The organism is Dyadobacter psychrotolerans (assembly GCF_004349265.1).
Lineage (GTDB): Bacteria > Bacteroidota > Bacteroidia > Cytophagales > Spirosomataceae > Dyadobacter > Dyadobacter psychrotolerans.
Map to the genome: position 1 here is coordinate 64208 of NZ_SMFL01000014.1, position 18148 is coordinate 82355.

Annotated in this window: 11 protein-coding genes; 9 read left to right on the forward strand and 2 right to left on the reverse strand. The window is 44.1% G+C overall.

All coding sequences use genetic code 11. The features are described 5' to 3' along the window. Positions 1–44: 44 nt before the first annotated feature. The 9 genes from E0F88_RS27165 (at position 45) to E0F88_RS27205 (ending at position 13930) form a co-directional block, all read left to right on the forward strand. Positions 45–1004, forward strand: coding sequence for an HlyD family secretion protein (locus E0F88_RS27165; protein ID WP_131961461.1), 960 nt, complete (start codon positions 45–47; stop codon positions 1002–1004). A gap of 14 nt (positions 1005–1018) precedes the next feature. Then, entirely contained in the window at positions 1019–2197 is a 1179-nt protein-coding gene (locus E0F88_RS27170; protein WP_131961462.1) for an ABC transporter permease, read from the forward strand. Beyond that, positions 2194–3357: an ABC transporter permease gene (locus tag E0F88_RS27175; protein ID WP_131961464.1), complete on the forward strand. Its 1164-nt coding sequence runs from the start codon at positions 2194–2196 to the stop codon at positions 3355–3357. The genes E0F88_RS27170 and E0F88_RS27175 overlap by 4 nt, the downstream gene beginning before the upstream one ends. Positions 3358–3399: 42 nt before the next feature. Next, on the forward strand, positions 3400–4668 hold the full coding sequence (locus E0F88_RS27180) for an NAD(P)/FAD-dependent oxidoreductase (RefSeq protein WP_131961465.1): 1269 nt from the start codon (positions 3400–3402) through the stop codon (positions 4666–4668). A gap of 24 nt (positions 4669–4692) precedes the next feature. Further along, the gene (locus E0F88_RS27185; RefSeq protein ID WP_131961467.1) at positions 4693–5184 is read left to right on the forward strand and encodes a hypothetical protein; all 492 of its coding nucleotides are present in this window, start codon (positions 4693–4695) and stop codon (positions 5182–5184) included. Positions 5185–5423: 239 nt separating this feature from the next. Then, on the forward strand, positions 5424–7982 hold the full coding sequence (locus tag E0F88_RS27190; protein WP_131961468.1) for a DUF5686 and carboxypeptidase-like regulatory domain-containing protein: 2559 nt from the start codon (positions 5424–5426) through the stop codon (positions 7980–7982). 112 nt (positions 7983–8094) lie between these two features. After that, positions 8095–9267: an efflux RND transporter periplasmic adaptor subunit gene (locus E0F88_RS27195; protein ID WP_131961469.1), complete on the forward strand. Its 1173-nt coding sequence runs from the start codon at positions 8095–8097 to the stop codon at positions 9265–9267. A gap of 8 nt (positions 9268–9275) precedes the next feature. Further along, complete coding sequence (locus tag E0F88_RS27200; protein WP_131961471.1) at positions 9276–12455, forward strand: efflux RND transporter permease subunit; 3180 nt, start codon at positions 9276–9278, stop codon at positions 12453–12455. Positions 12456–12520: 65 nt separating this feature from the next. Then, the gene (locus E0F88_RS27205) at positions 12521–13930 is read left to right on the forward strand and encodes an efflux transporter outer membrane subunit (protein ID WP_131961472.1); all 1410 of its coding nucleotides are present in this window, start codon (positions 12521–12523) and stop codon (positions 13928–13930) included. Positions 13931–14076: 146 nt separating this feature from the next. Here the strand turns inward: E0F88_RS27205 and E0F88_RS27210 are convergent, their stop codons facing one another. Both E0F88_RS27210 and E0F88_RS34405 read right to left on the reverse strand, forming a co-directional pair. Then, positions 14077–16788: a BamA/TamA family outer membrane protein gene (locus E0F88_RS27210; RefSeq protein ID WP_229213930.1), complete on the reverse strand. Its 2712-nt coding sequence runs from the start codon at positions 16786–16788 to the stop codon at positions 14077–14079. 111 nt (positions 16789–16899) lie between these two features. Next, positions 16900–17754: a hypothetical protein gene (locus E0F88_RS34405; RefSeq protein ID WP_229213931.1), complete on the reverse strand. Its 855-nt coding sequence runs from the start codon at positions 17752–17754 to the stop codon at positions 16900–16902. Between the last annotated feature and the right edge of the window lie 394 nt (positions 17755–18148).

An 18148-nucleotide genomic window follows, 5' to 3' on the forward strand; every position in this document is an offset into this window, starting at 1 on the left:
ATCAGCAAGATATACCTAGTTACAAGTCTAACTTTTGATTTAATATGAATCCCGTTAAAATAATTGCTTATACCGTTCTGACTTTGATAGCAACCAGCAGCTGTGAAAGTAAGAAAGAAAAATTACTGCAGGGAAAGATCAAAAGAGAATCACTTTCTTTTACGTCAAAAGTGACTGGCAGGCTCGTGAAACTTTTTGGCCACGAAGGCCAGTCCGTGAAAACGGGCGATACGCTGGCAATCCTGGATGTTCCTGAGGTAAGTGCAAAAATAGCTCAGGCAAAAGGTATTTTTAAGGCATCTTCTGCGCAACGATTACTGGCTTCGAACGGGGCTACTGAAAATCAGCTTAAACAGCTCTATGCAAAGCAAGCAATCAATCGGGAGCAATTTGAATTTGCTCAAAAATCCTATACCAGAGCCAGCGCCATGTTTTCGGACAGCCTGTTATCACCGCAGGCTTACGACGAATCATACGTAAAATTTCAAACCGCCAAATCACAGCTCGACGCGGTGACTGCCGAGCTAAATGAAGCAGTAAAGGGTACGCGATTTGAAGCAAAAATTACGACAGTCGGGCAAAATGAACAGGCAGGTGGCGTGCTTATGGAAGCGGAAATTGCCTATTCGGAAAGATATATCATCGCGACAAATAACATGACCGTAGAAACAATTACCATCCGGGAAGGCGAGCTCGCCACAGCCGGTTATCCTATTTTTAGCGGGTACATTCCAAACAGCACCTGGTTTCGTTTCACCATACCCGAGAGCAGTATTTCCGCCGTTACGAAAGGACAGAAAGTAACTGTAAATGTAGCCTATAACAAGAAAAGCTACACTGCCGAAATTATCAACATCAAACAGTTGCCACGTTATGCCGACATCACCACAGCTTATCCTGACTACGAGATGGACGATGCCGTTTATGATCTAAAAATACTCCCTGAAAATGTCAGTCTTGCAGAAGAATTGCTTTACAATGCGACGATTACCCTTAGTAAATAACTAATCTGACAACCATGAAAAATATAGTTTTACTGATTAAGCGGGAGTTCACAATATTCTGGACAAACAAAGTATTTGCTTTCACTTTTTTATGTATGCCAGTTATACTGGGCGTAGTTCTGGGAAATGTATACGTCAGGGGCAAAGTAAAACAACAGGCCGTTGTCATTGTTGACAAAGACAATACGCCGCTCAGTAGCACGCTTTGTGATATGCTGTCTGATAACCCGACACTGAAGGTCATCGCAATAAAATTCGAGTCCATAGGACTTCACCAAGCCATGCTGAAAGACAGAGCTGTGGCCGTAGTGACAATCCCGGACCGTTTTGAAGCGGACGTACTTACCAGGCGCCATCCCGAAATCAACATCTATCTGAACATGTCCAATACGCTGACATCCGGCGCGGTAAGCTCTGCGATCTCGGCCACAGCTGCCACCTTAAATGCAGGCATTGCCATCAGTTCTTTACAGCGCAAAGGAAGTCCGGCTGCTTTGGCAAATGAGAACTATGAAGCCCTGAAAATGAATGTTTTCCAGCAGTTTAATCCAAGTGGAAACTACCTTATTTACCTGTGGACAGGTTTTATTTTTGCTATTATGCACCAGCTTTTACTGCTCGCACTGGGATCGGGTTTTTCTTTGGAATATGCCTCAAATCAGTTTAATGAAGGCGGTCTTTTGCGTTACAGTTTATCGCCCCTGGTATTAATTTTTGTCAAGATGGTGCCATATTTACTCATGTCAGTCTGGACTATTTGTTGTTATTATCTGCTGGCAAATCAATTTCATATACCGCTTCCGACGCATCCAGCAGCACTTTTTATCTCCGCACTATTAATGGCTATCGCAACCAGCTCGCTTGCCATTTTATACAGCATTCGTAATCCGCTTCCACTCAAAGCCACGCAATTGTTGATGAGTTTGGCTTCGCCTGCATTCAGCTTGTCCGGATTCAGCTGGCCGTCATCCCAAATGCCAGAAATCCTGCAATGGTTTGCTAATATTATTCCTTTAACACCATTTCTCAGAGCAATGCGCATGGTAACTGTTCAGGGTGCCAACTTCACAGATATTCTGCCCAACCTGAACCATCAGCTGATGCAGATCGCCGTTTATTTGTCATTGAGTATACTGGTTTTAAGAAAGCAGATCGGCATTGCATCGAAGCAATCAATTATCGCCGCCAAATGAAAAATTTCCTCCAACTACTTCAACGGGAAATCCGGCTGTTCTTTTCAAATCCGGTTATGCCAACGCTTTACATTGGTGGTCCGGTGCTGTTCGGATTGCTCTTTGGATTTATCTATGTGGACGGGAAATTGAATAATCTGCCGGTTGTCGTTGTGGATCTGGACAATTCGCCAGCCAGCAACCGCTTCATCGATATATTGACTGATATAGACGCCGTGGATGTGCAGCGTGTTTACTACGAAAATACGGAGACAAGTCAATTACTTATGGGAGAAGAATTTCATGGTGCAATCCTGATCCCCGAAAGATTTGAAGCGGACTTGCTTCAAGGCCGCCATCCTGAAATCAATACCTATATCAACAACGCCAACCTGATACCAGCCGGTTACATCAGCAGATCTGTCTATGCAGCTGCCGGCGCCCTGAACACTTCCCTGGCAGTTGAAGGATTAAAGAAAAACAAAGTACCCGGTAGTCTGGCAGCAGGGCAATATGAAGCCTTCAAAGTAAATACGTTCCGGCTATTCAACCCCGCATCGAACTACTCCGTTTTCGTGTGGCCCTCATTTCTGGGCATTATTATGCAGTCGGTTATTCTTGTTGTACTTGCCATCAGCTTCGCCTCAGAATTTGAGAATCACACTTTTGCAAATCTGATAAGTTTGAGCAGCGGTTCTGTTTTTACCGTTATGTTTTCGAAACTTATCCCCTACTGGATTTTAGCCGTTTTACTTTTAGGTGTTTACGCGGTCTACTTCCATCTTTTCCGGCAAACACTTCCTGATAAAATCGGACCGGTTTTTCTGGTGTTTTTGGTCTTCGTTGTCACCATCAGCTTTCAGGGGATCATTGCAGGACTATTATTTAAAAATCAGTTGCAGGCTTTGCAATTTCTGATCATCTTATCCATGCCTGCCTATGTTTCTTCAGGTTTCAGCTGGCCATTTGAGCAGGACGGGGCGGCGGCAAAACTGTATGGCGGGGCATTTCCGTACATGTCATTTGTAAATGGTTTCAGAATACTTTTTATCGAAGACGGAACACTGGCTGATATCAAGGACTACATACAAATGCAATTTATCCTGCTTCTAATATATGGATCCATATCCGGTATTCTTCTGAAGGTCAACATCATGAAAATAGCCCCGCCAGCGATTTAACCCGACTATTTTATTTCTATTTATAAATTTAAATTAGGTCTTATGAAACAAATTGTCATCATCGGCGGAGGCTTTGCAGGCATTAACCTTGCTAAAAGCATGGCCGGAAAAACCGGTTTTCATGTGATGCTGGTGGATCGGAACAATTACAACTTTTTCCCTCCCCTGCTCTATCAGGTTGCCACTGCATTTCTGGAACCTTCCAATATCAGTTATCCTTTCCGAAAACTATTTCAGAAAATGGATAACATCAGCTTCCGCACGGGTGAGTTGCTCGAGGTAATTGCCTCTAAAAACAAGGTCGTACTATCAACGGGAGAACTTTACTACGACTATCTGGTGCTCGCTACGGGTGCAGAAACCAATTATTTCGGCATGGAGAATGTGCGTAAAAATGCCCTGCCCATGAAAACAATCAATGATGCACTGGAACTACGAAACCACTTTTTACAAACACTTGAACAGGCCACCTACGCAACTGACAAGCAGCAGCGAAAAAAACTAATGACCGTTGTGGTAGCTGGCGGAGGCCCAACCGGTGTGGAAATATCGGGTATGCTCGCTGAAATGAAACAAAACATCATTCCCAAAGACTACCCCGAACTGAGCTGCCACGGCTACGAGTCACATATTTTTCTCGTCGATGGCGGCCAGCATCTGCTTGCTCCCATGAGTGAAGAATCTCAGCAGGATACCTGGTCGGCCCTAAACGATATGGGTGTTGAAATCATGTTAGCCAAGCAGGTCAAAGATTATAAAAATGACATTGTCGAATTTGTCGACGGTGATTCAATAGAAACCAAAACGCTTGTTTGGGCAGCTGGTGTTTCAGCTTCTGTGTTTGAAGGAATTCCAAAGCAAAGTTATGGCAGAGGTAAAAGACTGATGGTCGATGAATGTAATAAAGTTCAGGGTATGGAGCATGTTTATGCCATCGGTGATACTTGTATTCAGACCAGCGACCCGCATTACCCGGCAGGTCATCCGCAGCTTGCTCAGGTAGCAATCCAGCAGGGAATCAATCTGGCAAAAAACTTCTCTTGTATGCTGATGAACGAAAAGCCAAATCCTTTCCAATACTATGATAAAGGAACAATGGCGGTGATCGGCACAAATAAGGCCGTCGTCGACTTACCAAAACCCAAAATGCATTTTCAGGGCTCTTTTGCCTGGCTTATCTGGGTATTTGTGCATCTGATGTTTCTGATAACGAATCAAAACAGATTCAGGACGCTCTACAACTGGGCAGGAACTTACTTTACAAAAGATCAGTCGCTACGAATGATCATCAGGCCGATAAAAAACCAATAATTCAAACCTAAATTTCTGATAATCATGAAAATTCTCTCTCTTTCCATTCTGGCATTTTTCTTTCTTACAGGCCGCGTCGCAGCCCAGATTGACAAGGAAGACATCGCCATTGCCCAATCCATATTTGGTAAAACCAAAAGGGTTATCGTTGATGAATATCTAAAAATAAGTATAGAAAAAAACAACAACTTCTGGGTGCTTTATGACAGTTATGAAGAAAAACGCAAAGCAATAAGCCGTCAGCGGTACGAACTATTGAAAAAGTATGCAGACAATTATGCAACACTAAATGACCAGACCGCTTCCAAACTGGCGCTGGGATACATGGCCAACGACAAAAAAACCAACAAGCTCAATAAGGTTTATTTCAAAAGATTTAAAAGAGAGATCGGCGGATTGAAAGCGGCAACACTTTTTCAGATTGAGACATACATCATCACGGCTGTCCATGCCAGTGTACAAAGCGAAATTCCGGTAATAGGAGAGCTTGAAAAATTGCAGTACATGAAGCCTTAGCAGCAGAAAAAATCCTGATAAAAATATACATCAGCTTCCTTGGAATGTCTATTGAAGACCCTTTAAAAGACGACTAGTTTTGTTTATAATTTGTTAACGGAAGATCCCAGGTGATTCAAAAGCAACCGTGTCCGATCCTCGTTTACTGCACTCCGTTACGGTAGGAGCCGCATTAAAGAAGTCCTAAAAGCCTGACAGCAGCGTTAAATAGAACATACCCTGCCAAACCAAAACATGATATGAAAGACCTATACCAAACTGCGTTGACGGGATTGCTTATGCTATGTCTTAACATTTCAATCACGTCAGCTCAGACGACGATCGTGACAGGTGTAATGACGGACTCGTTATCCAGAGAAACACTTCCTTTTGGCTCGGTCTTAATTGTGGGTACAACCACTGGTGCGTTGGCAGACGATGATGGCAAGTTTTCCATCCGCGTAGAGGGTAAGCAGGCGAAAATTAGATTTGAATATATTGGCTACAAGACGGTTGAGAAAACTTTTACTGCGGGCGGCAATCCGGTTATGAATGTGAAGCTGGCAGTTAACACTGCCTTGCTGAAAGAGGTAACGGTTTTGGGAAAGTCCCGCTATAAAAACCGCAATAACCCGGCAGTGGAACTGATAAGACAGGTAATTGATCATAAAAAAGAGAATCAGCCAAATGCATACGATTTTGTGCAGTATGAACAGTATGAGAAAGTCTCGTTTGCACTGAGTAATTTATCGCAGAATTTCAAGGAGCGCCGGATGTTCCGTAATTACCAGTTTCTTTTTCAACAGCAGGATTCTGCAACCATTGGTGGCAAAAACATTCTGCCTGCCTATCTTCAGGAAAAAATCTCTCAGGTTTACCTGCGCAAAAATCCTTCTTCAAAAAAGCAATTAATTCTGGCAGAAAACCGGGCTGAATACGATCCCAGGTTTGTGGATAATGAAGGTTTAAGTACTTATTTCAACCGGCTTTATGAAGATATCGATATTTATGCAAACAATATTTCTATTGTAACAAACCAGTTTCTCAGCCCGGTTGCCAGCAACGCACCCACCTTTTATAAATTCTTCATTCGGGACACAATCAAAACAAATCAGCCCTGGTTGATCGAGCTTGGATTTGTACCGCGCAATAAAACAGACCTGCTCTTTGAAGGAAAACTCTTTATCACACTTGACGGCCACTACGGCGTGCAGCATGCGTATCTGACAGTAAATAAATCCATTAATTTGAATTTTATGCGGGATCTGGAAGCGAAACTCGAGTTCGAAAGAAATTCGGACGGAAGATATCGCCAGGCTAAAAGAACACTGGCCATGGAATTTGCATTGGGTGAGAAAGGAGGCGGTCTGGTTGGACAAAGAGTGGTAACTTTCAAGAATTACCAGACTAACTTACCCGTTTCGGACACAGTCTTCAAAGGACCTTCGGAAACGGTTGTATACAGTACGATCGATCATAAAAACAATGCATATTGGGACAAAGCAAGACATATCCCCCTGGATAGAAATGAAAAGGAAATCTATCACAATGTAGATACGCTTCAAAGTATCTCTTCCTTCCGAAGAACCCTGGATATTACTACACTGCTGCTTGCAGGCTACAAGAGTTTCGGGCCTGTCGAGCTCGGACCGGTCAACACTTTTTACAGTTTCAATCCCGTGGAAGGTTTCAGGCTGCGGGTTGGAGGGCGCACCACGCCGCAATTCAACAAACGAATGTACTTTGAAACATATGGCGCTTATGGATTTAAAGACCGGAAATGGAAGTATTTTGTAAGCGGATCCTATTCGCTCAACAACAAATCCATCTATCATTTCCCGTTGCATTACCTCAGATTCAGCTATCAGCGTGATACAAAAATCCCGGGACAGGAATTGCAGTTTGTTCAGGAAGACAATTTTCTGCTTTCGTTTAAAAGGGGAAATAACGACCGGTGGCTCTACAACGACATTTATAAATTTGAATATGTCAGGGAATTTCAGACCAAATTTTCTTTCAAAGCAGGATTAACCCAGTGGAAGCAGCAACCGGCCGGTAGCTTGGTTTACGAATACACCGATGCATCGGTTGACGGAAAAATCAGGGATCGCTTTCTTAACAACACGGAAGCCACCCTGGAACTACGATATGCGCCCAAAGAGCAATATTACCAGGGTAAAGTTTACCGCATTCCTATACCAAATAAATATCCTGTTTTCACTTTACGGTATAATGCAGGTATAAAAGGAGTTTTTAACGGCGAGCACAGCTATCATAATTTCACAGGTAATATTGCAAGGCGATTTTTCCTGTCGCAGTTTGGCTATGCCGATGTGACGCTCGAAGGAGGCTATATCGCAGGAAGGAAAATACCCTTTCCGCTTCTGACCATTCACCGGGCCAACCAAACCTATGCTTATCAGCTCAATTCATACAACCTGATGAATTTTCTGGAATTTGTCAGTGATCGTTATGCAAGTGTCAATGCAGAGTATTATCTGAATGGCTTTCTATTCAACAAAATTCCATTATTCAAAAAGCTTAAACTACGAGAGGTAGTTAGCTTTAAAGGGCTAATCGGCAACCTGCGCGAACATAATAATCCGGATATCAATCCTTCGCTGTACCAATTCGCCGTAAATCCTGACGGTAGCCAGGCAACTTACACCCTGAATAATAAACCCTATTTTGAAGGCAGTGTCGGCATTGCTAATATTTTCAAAATTTTTCGGGTAGACCTGGTCAAACGTTTTAATTATTTGGATCATCCTGACGCTACGGAATGGGGTATCCGAACCAGATTTAAGCTAGATTTCTGACAGCAGATAAACAAATATCGTGCTGACTTTGCATACTATTTTAACGAAGGGACGCTACCGGCGTCTGTCGCTCTATGCCCGCTGATATGATATCACCAATAAACCAGAAGTAATGAGAAAGCAATTATTAATCAAAATTGTCGGTACCGTACCGATCACCTACCTGTTAGCCATTGCATTCCTGGCAGCATGTTCCAGGCCAGAAAAATCCCAGACCAAACAAGCTTTGGCAGTAATACCCGTCGTGAGTCTTAGTTCCGGTAGCGTTACAACCTACCAGGATTACCCGGCGAGCATCGAAGCTGTGGCCAACGTTCAAATCAGGCCACAGGTCAACGGCTATATCGACCAGGTTTTTGTAGATGAAGGCGCTTTTGTCAAAAAAGGACAGATTCTGTTTAAAATCAATGATCAGCCATACCGGGAGCAGTTAAACGCAGCAATTGCTAATTTGCATGCCGCAGAAGCTTCATTGCTCAGCGCGCAGATCGAAACAGATAAGCTCAAACCGCTTGTAGAAAACAAAGTAATAGCTGATTACCAGCTTAAAAGCGCAGACGCCACGCTGCAAATGGCAAAAGCAAGACTCGAACAGGCACAAACCGGCGTCGCCTCGGCAAACATTAATCTGGGATATACTTCGGTTAAAGCACCAGTCAGCGGTTATGTTGGCCGGTTAGTTAAAAAACAGGGAACGCTGGTGGCACCAACAGATCCGGCAGCATTGGCTGAGTTGTCTGATGTTTCTGACCTGCGGGTCTATTTTTCACTGAGCGAACAGGATTTTATCAATTTTAAAGCACAATATCCGGGCAACTCCCTGGGTGAAAAAATCAACCGGGTCCCAAAAATTGACCTCATTCTTTCAGATGAAAGCATATTCACTCAAAAAGGAAAATTGGACATGTTTGATGGACAGTTTGACAAAAATACAGGCGCTATTACCGTAAGGGCAACTTTCCCCAATCAACAGGGATTGCTTCGTTCAGGCAATACAGGCAAAATCAGATTGGGCCTGATGCATGCTGATGCCGTGATGGTTCCCACCGCTGCCACGACAGAGATACAGGATAAAATATTTGTTTTCGCCCTGGATGAGAAAAATAAACTCAGCAGACAAGCCATTGAAATTATTGGCAGAAGTGGCAGTAATTATCTGGTAAAAGATGGATTGAAGGCCGGCGACCGGATTGTCATCAGCGGCATGGACCATCTGCAGGAAGGTCAGATCATCCAGCCGGAAATTAAAAAACCGCATAACGATACACGTACCGCTTTCAAATAAAATTTATTATGATCAAAAAATTTATAGACCGGCCCGTACTCGCTACCGTTATTTCGGTGATCCTGGTTATTCTTGGCTTACTCGGGCTTAAAAGTCTGCCTCTTCAACAATTTCCGGATATCGCGCCGCCAGCCGTACTCGTTACAGCAGTTTACCCCGGTGCCAATGCGGAAACCGTGCTCCGATCAGTTGCCCCCGCTATTGAAGAGTCCATCAATGGCGTTGAAGGTATGACCTACATGAGCTCAACGGCCAGCAATGACGGCTCACTTGCCATCACCGTTTACTTCAAACTGGGCACCAACCCCGATCAGGCAGCAGTCAATGTTCAGAACCGGGTAGCTCAGGCCACCAGCAAATTGCCGGCGGAAGTAATTCAACAGGGAATCAACACAGCCAAGCAGCAAAACAGTCTGATCATGGTGCTCAACCTATATTCTGAAAATGGAAAGTCCTACGATCAGACATTTCTGGCCAACTATGCCCAGATCAATCTTGTACCGGCCATAAAACGCATTCCCGGTGTCGGACAGGCCATTGTGCTTGGTTCCAGTCAGGATTATTCCATGCGCGTCTGGCTGAATCCTGCTCAGATGGCAACCTACAATTTAACGCCGGCGGACGTCAGCGCTGCCATTCAGGACAAAAACCTCGAATCCGCCCCTGGCAGGTTTGGCGAAAACAGTGAGGAATCTTTCGAATACGTCATCAAATACAAAGGCAAGCTCAATAAGCCCGAGCAATATGAGAACATTGCCATTCGGGCCAATGCAGACGGCTCTGTGCTCAGACTGAAAGATGTGGCGCGGATTGAATTCGGCTCTTATTCTTACGGAAGTAAAGCGCGCGTAAAAGGACATCAGGCCCTTCCCATCGGAATTTTTCAGCTGGCCGGCTCCAACTCCAATCAGATACAAATCGCAATAAACGCGTTTCTGGAAAAGTCTTCTAAGGATTTCCCGAAAGATGTAAAATATCTGATCATGTACAATACCAAAGACTCCCTGGATCAATCCATTTCCCAGGTTCAGCATACACTACTGGAAGCTTTTGTACTGGTCTTTATTGTTGTATTCCTTTTTCTTCAGGATTTCCGCTCTACGCTCATTCCTGCCATAGCGGTGCCCGTCGCCATTTTGGGAACATTCTTCTTTATGTCCTTTTTTGGGTTTACAATTAACCTGCTTACTCTTTTTGCACTGATCCTGGCTATCGGGATTGTCGTCGATGATGCCATAGTCGTTGTGGAGGCAGTGCATGCAAAAATGCAGTTCGAACACATGCCGCCCAAAGAAGCAACCGTTTCCGCCATGAGCGAAATTACCGGCGCAATCATTTCCATCACACTGGTTATGGCAGCGGTGTTTTTACCGGTCGGGTTTCTGGAAGGCTCCACAGGCGTCTTCTACCGGCAGTTCGCATTTACACTGGCCATCGCCATTGTTATTTCTGCTGTTAATGCTTTGACACTCAGCCCTGCCCTTGCTGCTTTATTTCTTAAATCAAATCACAAACAAGCAAACGGAAGGGTTAAAAAATTAACCTATAAGGAAAAGTTTTTTGCCGGTTTCAATTCCGGCTTTGATAAGCTTACTTCCAAATACACCGGAAGTCTTCACTATCTGATCCGGTTTAAATGGCTCAGTCTTGGAGGACTGGCAATGGTGATACTAGCTACCGTATGGATGGTTAACCGTACGCCAACAGGGTTTATTCCTGCCGAAGATCAGGGATTTATTGCGATATCTTTATCGATGCCCGCTGGCGCATCATTGGATAGAACCGACAAAGTGATGGCACAAGCTGAAAAATTACTGGCATCTGTCGATGCATCGAAAACTGTACTGGTCGTGGGCGGATTTAATTTCTTCACACAGTCTACCAGCCCATCAGCCGGTGTTTCCTTCATACTTTTAAAGCCAACAGAGCAGCGTGGCGATGTTAAAGACATCAATGCGATTGTCGACATTGTTCGCACCAAATTATCTACCATTCAAGGCGCTGATTTTTTTGTATTCACTTTTCCAACTGTTCCTGGTTTCAGCAATGTCGATGGGCTGGACATTGTCCTGCAGGACAAGACAGGTGGTAAGCTGGATAAATTCAGTGGCATTAGCAGCAACTTTATCGGAGAGCTTATGAAGCAACCTGAAATCGGAGTAGCATTCACCACATTCAGAGCTGACTACCCACAGCTTGAAATGGAGATAGACAACATGAAAGCAGAGCAATTAAGTGTCAGCACCAAGGATATTCTGGCTACCATGCAAGGATACTTTGGCAGTGCCCAAGCCTCAGACTTTAATCGTTTCGGAAAATACTACCGGGTAATGGTTCAAGCAGACAAAAAAGACAGGGCCAATCCCGCTTCAATGGATGGCATATTGGTCAAAAATAAGCTTGGGAGTATGGTTCCCCTTAACACGCTTGTGAAATTTAAAAGGGTTTACGGATCAGAAACTGCATCCAGATATAATTTGTTTAATTCCATCAGCATCACTGCTATACCCAAGCCCGGGCACAGCTCGGGAGATGCCATCAAAGTAATACAACGGGTTGCTGCCAGCCAGCTTCCTTCGGGTTATGCATTCGAATTTTCAGGACAAACCCGCGAAGAAATTGCCTCAGGAGGCCAGTCTGCAATTATATTTGGTTTAAGCCTGGTGTTTATATACTTTCTGCTTTCTGCCCAATACGAAAGCTACATCCTTCCGTTTGCGGTCATCCTTTCGATTCCCACAGGTATTCTTGGTGTGTTTTTGTCAATTGGTCTGACAGGTATCGAAAACAATATTTATGTACAGGTTGCATTGATTATGCTCGTTGGATTATTGGCCAAGAACGCCATTCTGATCGTTGAATTTGCAGTCCAGCGCCGCCATTCCGGTCTTTCCTTAAAGGATTCCGCTATCGAAGCTGCCCGGCTTCGCATCAGGCCCATTGTGATGACATCCATTGCATTTGTAGCTGGATTAATTCCGATGATGTCAGCCAGCGGTCCGTCGGCCCAGGGCAACCATTCGATCAGTATCGGTGCAGCGGGTGGAATGATTTCAGGGGTAATTCTGGGGCTGTTGATCATACCCGTTCTGTTCGTCGTTTTCCAGGCATTACAGGAAAAAATCTCAGGAAAACCTAAGCCTTACATTGATCCGTTAGCAGATCAATATAAGCTGAGCGCTGTGTAACAAAGCACTTTCAGGCCGCTCTAAAAAGGCGGACCAATAATTTTTTACGCTTTAAAGAAATCCAGATGAAAAAAAATATAACAAGACTTCTTTTTCTGTTGATCCTGGTGGCAGGCAGTTGCAAAATATCCAAAGAAGCTCCGAAAGAGACTGCGACTTTACCCAACCATTTTCGCGGCCAATCCGGTCAGGATACCTCAAGCATTGCGGACCTTCCGTGGAATATGTTTTTTACTGACACCATCCTTCAAAGACTCGTTACCGCTGCAATCGAAAAAAATTATGATATGCAGATTGCCCTGAGCAATATTGAAGCTGCTCAGCTTTTATTTGGTCAGGTAAGGTTCAATTATCTCCCACAGGCCAGTTTACAAATCAGTGCCAACAGCAGCCGTCCATCAGACAACAGTCTGAATGGTTTAAGTCTCAATGAATTTCTGGGATCAAGCCACATTGAAGATTACACGGCCGCAGTAAACGTGTCCTGGGAGGCAGATTTCTGGGGCAAAATAAAAAATCAGCAGAAGTCAGCACTTGCAGGTTACCTGCAAACATTGGAAGCCAGAAAAGCAGTCCAGACCCAAATTGTTTCTTCCGTTACCAAAGGATTTTACAATCTGATGATGCTTGACGCACAGCTGGCCATCGCACGAAAAAATGTCGTGCTCAATGACAGTACCCTGCAGATTATCAGGCTTCAGTTCAATGCAGGACAGGTCAGCTCACTCGCCGTTCAGCAGGCGCAGGCACAACAACAGCTTGCAGCACAGCTAATCCCTCAGTTTGAGCAGGGAATTCACATTCAGGAAAATGCTTTAAAAATACTGGCAGGAGATCTGCCTGGCCCTATTGACCGGTATCTTACCTTTGATCAGTTAACGATTCCTGAAAAATTAACGTCAGGATTGCCTGCCGGGATCGTCAGCCGCAGGCCCGATGTGAAAAGCCGTGAGCTGGCCCTGCTTAACGCGGCTGCGAACATTGGCATAACCAAAGCAAATATGTATCCGGCGCTCAGAATTACAGCAAGCGGTGGTATCAACTCCATTATGGCCAGTAACTGGTTTAATATACCTGCTTCCCTTTTCGGTGTGGTCGGCGGCAGTGTGATTCAGCCTGTATTTCAGCAAAAAAGACTCCGGACACAATACGAAGTAGCTCAGCTCGAACAGCAGCGTGCGGTGGCTGAATTCAGAAAATCCGTCTTAAACGCTGTTGGAGAAACCTCCGATGCATTGGTAAGAATAGAAAAGCTTAAAATGCAGGAAGACATCGCGCTGCTGCGTACACAAAACCTGAATTTGGCTACCAGAAATGCCAGCATGCTCTTTCAAAATGGCATGGCTAATTACCTGGAAGTGATCACAGCACAGGGAAATGTACTTGAAAGCGAGCTAACACTGACCAGTATTAAAAGAGACCGGTTTCATGCTGTTACGGATTTATACGCAGCACTTGGTGGAGGCTGGAAATAACGAATATTTAGTAAACATTTTTAAAACAAACTTAACCAACCTATTTAAGACGACATCCCAAAGAAGCGCTAGATGCTGTTTGGGATGTCATCGTTTGTTAAGATATTGATACGCTATCCAGCTAACCAAAACTTGCTTTACATATATTACCGGAAAAAACTCCCAACCGAAATCATTAATAAAAGTGATTCTTCTTTGGAAGAGCCGGCACTGATGTTAAAGGCAAACTGCTCTCTGAACGGTGTAACATAAAAGCCTGCTCCATAACCTTTGTGCCAGTATTTTGCATTGCCTGGCCGCTCATCACTCCAGACCTGACCCAGGTCATAGAATCCTCTGACTCCTATTTTAAGCGGAACAAATGAGTTTGTTGTTTGGGTAAGCTGATATCTTAACTCAGTATTCAAAAAAGCTTTGGATTCTCCTGTAAACCGGTTTCTTCGGTACCCATGCAGATCGTTAAGCTGCCCAAGAGAGAACAATTTATAAAACGGAAGTTGTCCCTTGGTAAGCCCTGCTCCCAGCCTGATGCCCAGTGTCAGCGGATTTTTATTGTAGGTGGAAAGATACTGTTCCAGCTCAACTTCTGAAATCGATGCTACTTTCTTGCCTGAATCAGATACATGACCGATATGCTGGCTTAGTTTCAATAGAAACCCTCTTTCCGGCAAAGCAACTCTATCCCGCAGATCCAAACGCAATGCACCTTTGGCAAAAATAAGATGAAGTTTGTCTGCGCCAAAAATGTCCGGATGATCCGCCAGATAACTATCGTTTCTTTTAATACCTTCATCTCTTTCGTAATCAATGGTCAGCTCTGCGCCACTTTTTTTCCAGAATGTCTGTGTGATTCCTGCAAATGCGTATAATGAATTATACTGCGTGCGGTAATAGTTTGCCGACCGCTCGGTATCGTTGGGTGTATCGTTACCAATACCAAAAAAGTAATTGTAGTTTAAAGGCCTTGAAACACCCATTCCGGAGATCACATCCCATTTACCCACAAGCTGACGAAATTGATTGGCATAGCTGAAATCGTAATTTCCTTTTACACTGACTGATGCCCGAAACATATGCCTGGCGCTGAAATCGGGTTTTGAGAAGTTCTGTCTTGTAAAAGTAACTCCTGTATGAATGGCCGCACCTACAAATGGGTTATAAGTAAACAAGGCAATCGGCATGTAAGTATTATAGACAAAAGCATTGCGGTTGTAATCATATAAGGCGTCATTTTTAGGTTTGACCACCTTTAACTCCTTTCCTTTCTCCGTTGCCGTGTCCTCTGAGATGTCATACAGTAAAGTTTTTTTGCTTTTTCCGGCTACCACTGATCCATCTGCGACACTGTCATGGCCGCTTCCACTTACAATCCTTAACAATATGGACTCTTTCGCCTCGCCGCTTACATCAAAAATATCATCATCGGCTAAACCAAACAGGCGGATTTCCCTGGTCTGATCGGGCAGAAATATTCTGTGATAATATATTTTAGAAAGATCCGGATTTTTCTTCTTATCATAACCGCAAACCGTCACATCAACCGATCCATCCGACTGACGAATTACCTTGAAGTATTCCTTCTTATTGGACCCAACCACATCTACCTGCCGGGCAATCAAACGGTAATGCCCCTTTGCATACAAAGCAAGATCGTTAAGCCTGATTTTCAGTTTCCGCTCAATCTCCTTTCCGTTTTTGTCATATATTTCCGGGGGCATATTTTTAACGGCTTCCTCAATATCCTGATTCGTAATTTTATGTTGTATTGATTTTGCAGCATCCACCCAATCCTGCTCTGTCAGTTCATTTCCTACAAAGCGATCAAGATGCCTTGCCTGCCACATCAAACTTCTCAGGCCATGCACTTTTTCACCAAAATTCTCTCCGTTGGGAACGCCCCATTCCCGGTCGGCAATCCAGGGGATAATACTGTCCCAACGGGAAAATGCATGATCGCGATCGCGGGGAACCGGACGAAAAACTTCACCCCTGCCATCTTTAAATCCTGCCCATTTCCAGTTATCCTCATGTTTGCTCCAGTCGCCGATCCAAAGGTCAAATATTCTGGCCCTGGCAAATTCGTTTTTTTCAATGCGATTGTCGTGATCCTGATAAAGTTTACCAAACATCTTAAAACTCTTTTCAATATCAGTGGCCCTGGCAAAAATTTTGTTTTTTTGAATCTTGTCAGTCGGCCTTTCTTCAAGCATACCAAATAAATTCGCGTAATCCTTTCTGAACAAACCCATTTTAGTGTCATCCGGCAATACAAAGAGTTCCGGTGCTGCGTGCAGAATTCCCACTTTCTCCAGTAACGGTGAGACAGCCATGGCGCCATAGGGCTGCTGCGTAGAAGTCTGGTCTTTGAGCACATCAGCAACGACTGTCCCACGTAATTCGTATCCCAATGCACGGTAAGGATCTTTATTGACGGACCTGAAAACATATTCCTTGCCATCTTCCGCTTCCATTTTCAAAGAGGTGGTTTGCCTGCCGCCACCTTTGCCAATTACTTTTAGTCCCCGGCGGGTGGTGTCCATATCAAGATATGGCACTTTAACCGGCTCTGTCCACGAAGACCGGTAGTGCCGGCCGAGCCACAGTTGTTTAAACCAGCCGCTTGCATATTCTGCTCCAGCGGCTATTCTAACAGACTTCTGTAGTGCTAATGAATGGATTTTTTCTGCCTCGACAGCCACGGGCTTACAGGGTTGAAACAATGTATTTTTATTGCTTCCTTTCCGCTCAACACAAGGAGAGTCCATCAGCAAACCGGATTGTCCCGGTAATTGCTTATCCCCAGCCAGGTTAATTTCTTTATAACCGACTGCACCGTCTCCACTATAGGTAATTTCCATAAATCCCCGACTGCCCCAGGCAAGCGGCTCATGCCTGCTCTTTGAGACATAACCCCCACCTGCCAGTGCGCCGCTGTTGATGTAAAAATTGTTTCCCGCCTTTTGGATCGACTAATTTTGTTCGTGACCGGAAGCAAAAATCAACGACGAATAATCGTGAAGCACATTGCTGAGCCGCTGTCTGAAAACATCAAATTGCGCATTGGTAATATCTTTACTTGTTCCCACGTGCTGGTGGAAAGCAACCAGAGCGTTTCCAACGAGCGGAGGAAATAAATAAGAGGAAGCTGCAAATCTTCCCCCATAATTGCCAAGTGATTTAAGCGGAAAATGTGAGAGTATCAATACATTTTTATTATTTACTTCATCGAGAATCCCTTCCAGTTCTTCAATAAAATTGCCCGTGTCAGCTATGGTACAGACATCGGAGGAAGGAATTGGTTTTTCAAAAGGATGATTCCACCATTGAGAGTTGATGACCACGATTTGTAGCGTCGGAAATGATATCGTCCATGGACCAGGACAGCCCTGCCGGAGAAACACCTCAAATCGCGGGTGAGCTGACTCTGCCAGTAACTTTTCAAGAGACCGTATTTTTTTCAGTCCCTTTTTGCCGGAATGATCCCAGTCCCTGTCGCCCTGATTGAGGATAATATAAAGACCGAGAAAATCATCAAGCATTTGATTGTCTTTTGCATTCCATGCAACAATCTGCTGGTCCGAATAAGATTCAGGAAAAACATCCCCGTTAAGAACCCAGACAACCGTGTCTTTGCTGGCTCTGAAATGCTGTTCAATGATCGGAAATAAATCGTCAGCGTTTTTCAGATCAGCCGTATTACCTGTGAGCACTACTGTGAGATCTGATGCCCGTGCTAATGTGCCGGTTAGAATAACCAACACCAGTTTCAGTAAATGAAGCGGTGCAGTACGCCTCAAAAAGCATTTTAATGGACTTTCTTTCATCAATCTATAGGATTGAATGACTAACAGGCAATGTTACATCCTTTGAAACCTTATATAAATAGACGTTTCTTGGTAAATGTTGTATGTAATATTATGATGTCGTGCCGAGGCCGTAACAGGAAGCATCCTCAACCTGTTTACAAATTTCTGACTGCTAAATTCTATTATTTGCTCACAGGGATCTGATATCTCTGAGTTCAGGCAGTAAACAATTACATATCACCAAAATTTTGATCAATTAGTTAAATATAACCAATTTTAGCAAGGCGACATTTTTACAATCTGCTCATTCACAGATGTATATGAATTGGCACGGCGATTGCAATAATACAGTCAAATCATTGTATGCGAATTCACTTCCGTTTGACCATCGAAAATCCTTACCATAAACGCT

What these genes read in the sequence shown, in the direction of transcription:
- E0F88_RS27180 (WP_131961465.1), top strand. Translation starts at nt 3,400, where the DNA reads ATGAAACAAATTGTCATCATCGGCGGAGGCTTTGCAGGCATTAACCTT.
- E0F88_RS27170 (WP_131961462.1), top strand. Translation starts at nt 1,019, where the DNA reads ATGAAAAATATAGTTTTACTGATTAAGCGGGAGTTCACAATATTCTGG.
- E0F88_RS34405 (WP_229213931.1), bottom strand. Translation starts at nt 17,754, where the DNA reads ATGAAAGAAAGTCCATTAAAATGCTTTTTGAGGCGTACTGCACCGCTT.
- E0F88_RS27185 (WP_131961467.1), top strand. Translation starts at nt 4,693, where the DNA reads ATGAAAATTCTCTCTCTTTCCATTCTGGCATTTTTCTTTCTTACAGGC.
- E0F88_RS27165 (WP_131961461.1), top strand. Translation starts at nt 45, where the DNA reads ATGAATCCCGTTAAAATAATTGCTTATACCGTTCTGACTTTGATAGCA.
- E0F88_RS27195 (WP_131961469.1), top strand. Translation starts at nt 8,095, where the DNA reads ATGAGAAAGCAATTATTAATCAAAATTGTCGGTACCGTACCGATCACC.
- E0F88_RS27200 (WP_131961471.1), top strand. Translation starts at nt 9,276, where the DNA reads ATGATCAAAAAATTTATAGACCGGCCCGTACTCGCTACCGTTATTTCG.
- E0F88_RS27210 (WP_229213930.1), bottom strand. Translation starts at nt 16,788, where the DNA reads ATGGAAATTACCTATAGTGGAGACGGTGCAGTCGGTTATAAAGAAATT.
- E0F88_RS27205 (WP_131961472.1), top strand. Translation starts at nt 12,521, where the DNA reads ATGAAAAAAAATATAACAAGACTTCTTTTTCTGTTGATCCTGGTGGCA.
- E0F88_RS27175 (WP_131961464.1), top strand. Translation starts at nt 2,194, where the DNA reads ATGAAAAATTTCCTCCAACTACTTCAACGGGAAATCCGGCTGTTCTTT.
- E0F88_RS27190 (WP_131961468.1), top strand. Translation starts at nt 5,424, where the DNA reads ATGAAAGACCTATACCAAACTGCGTTGACGGGATTGCTTATGCTATGT.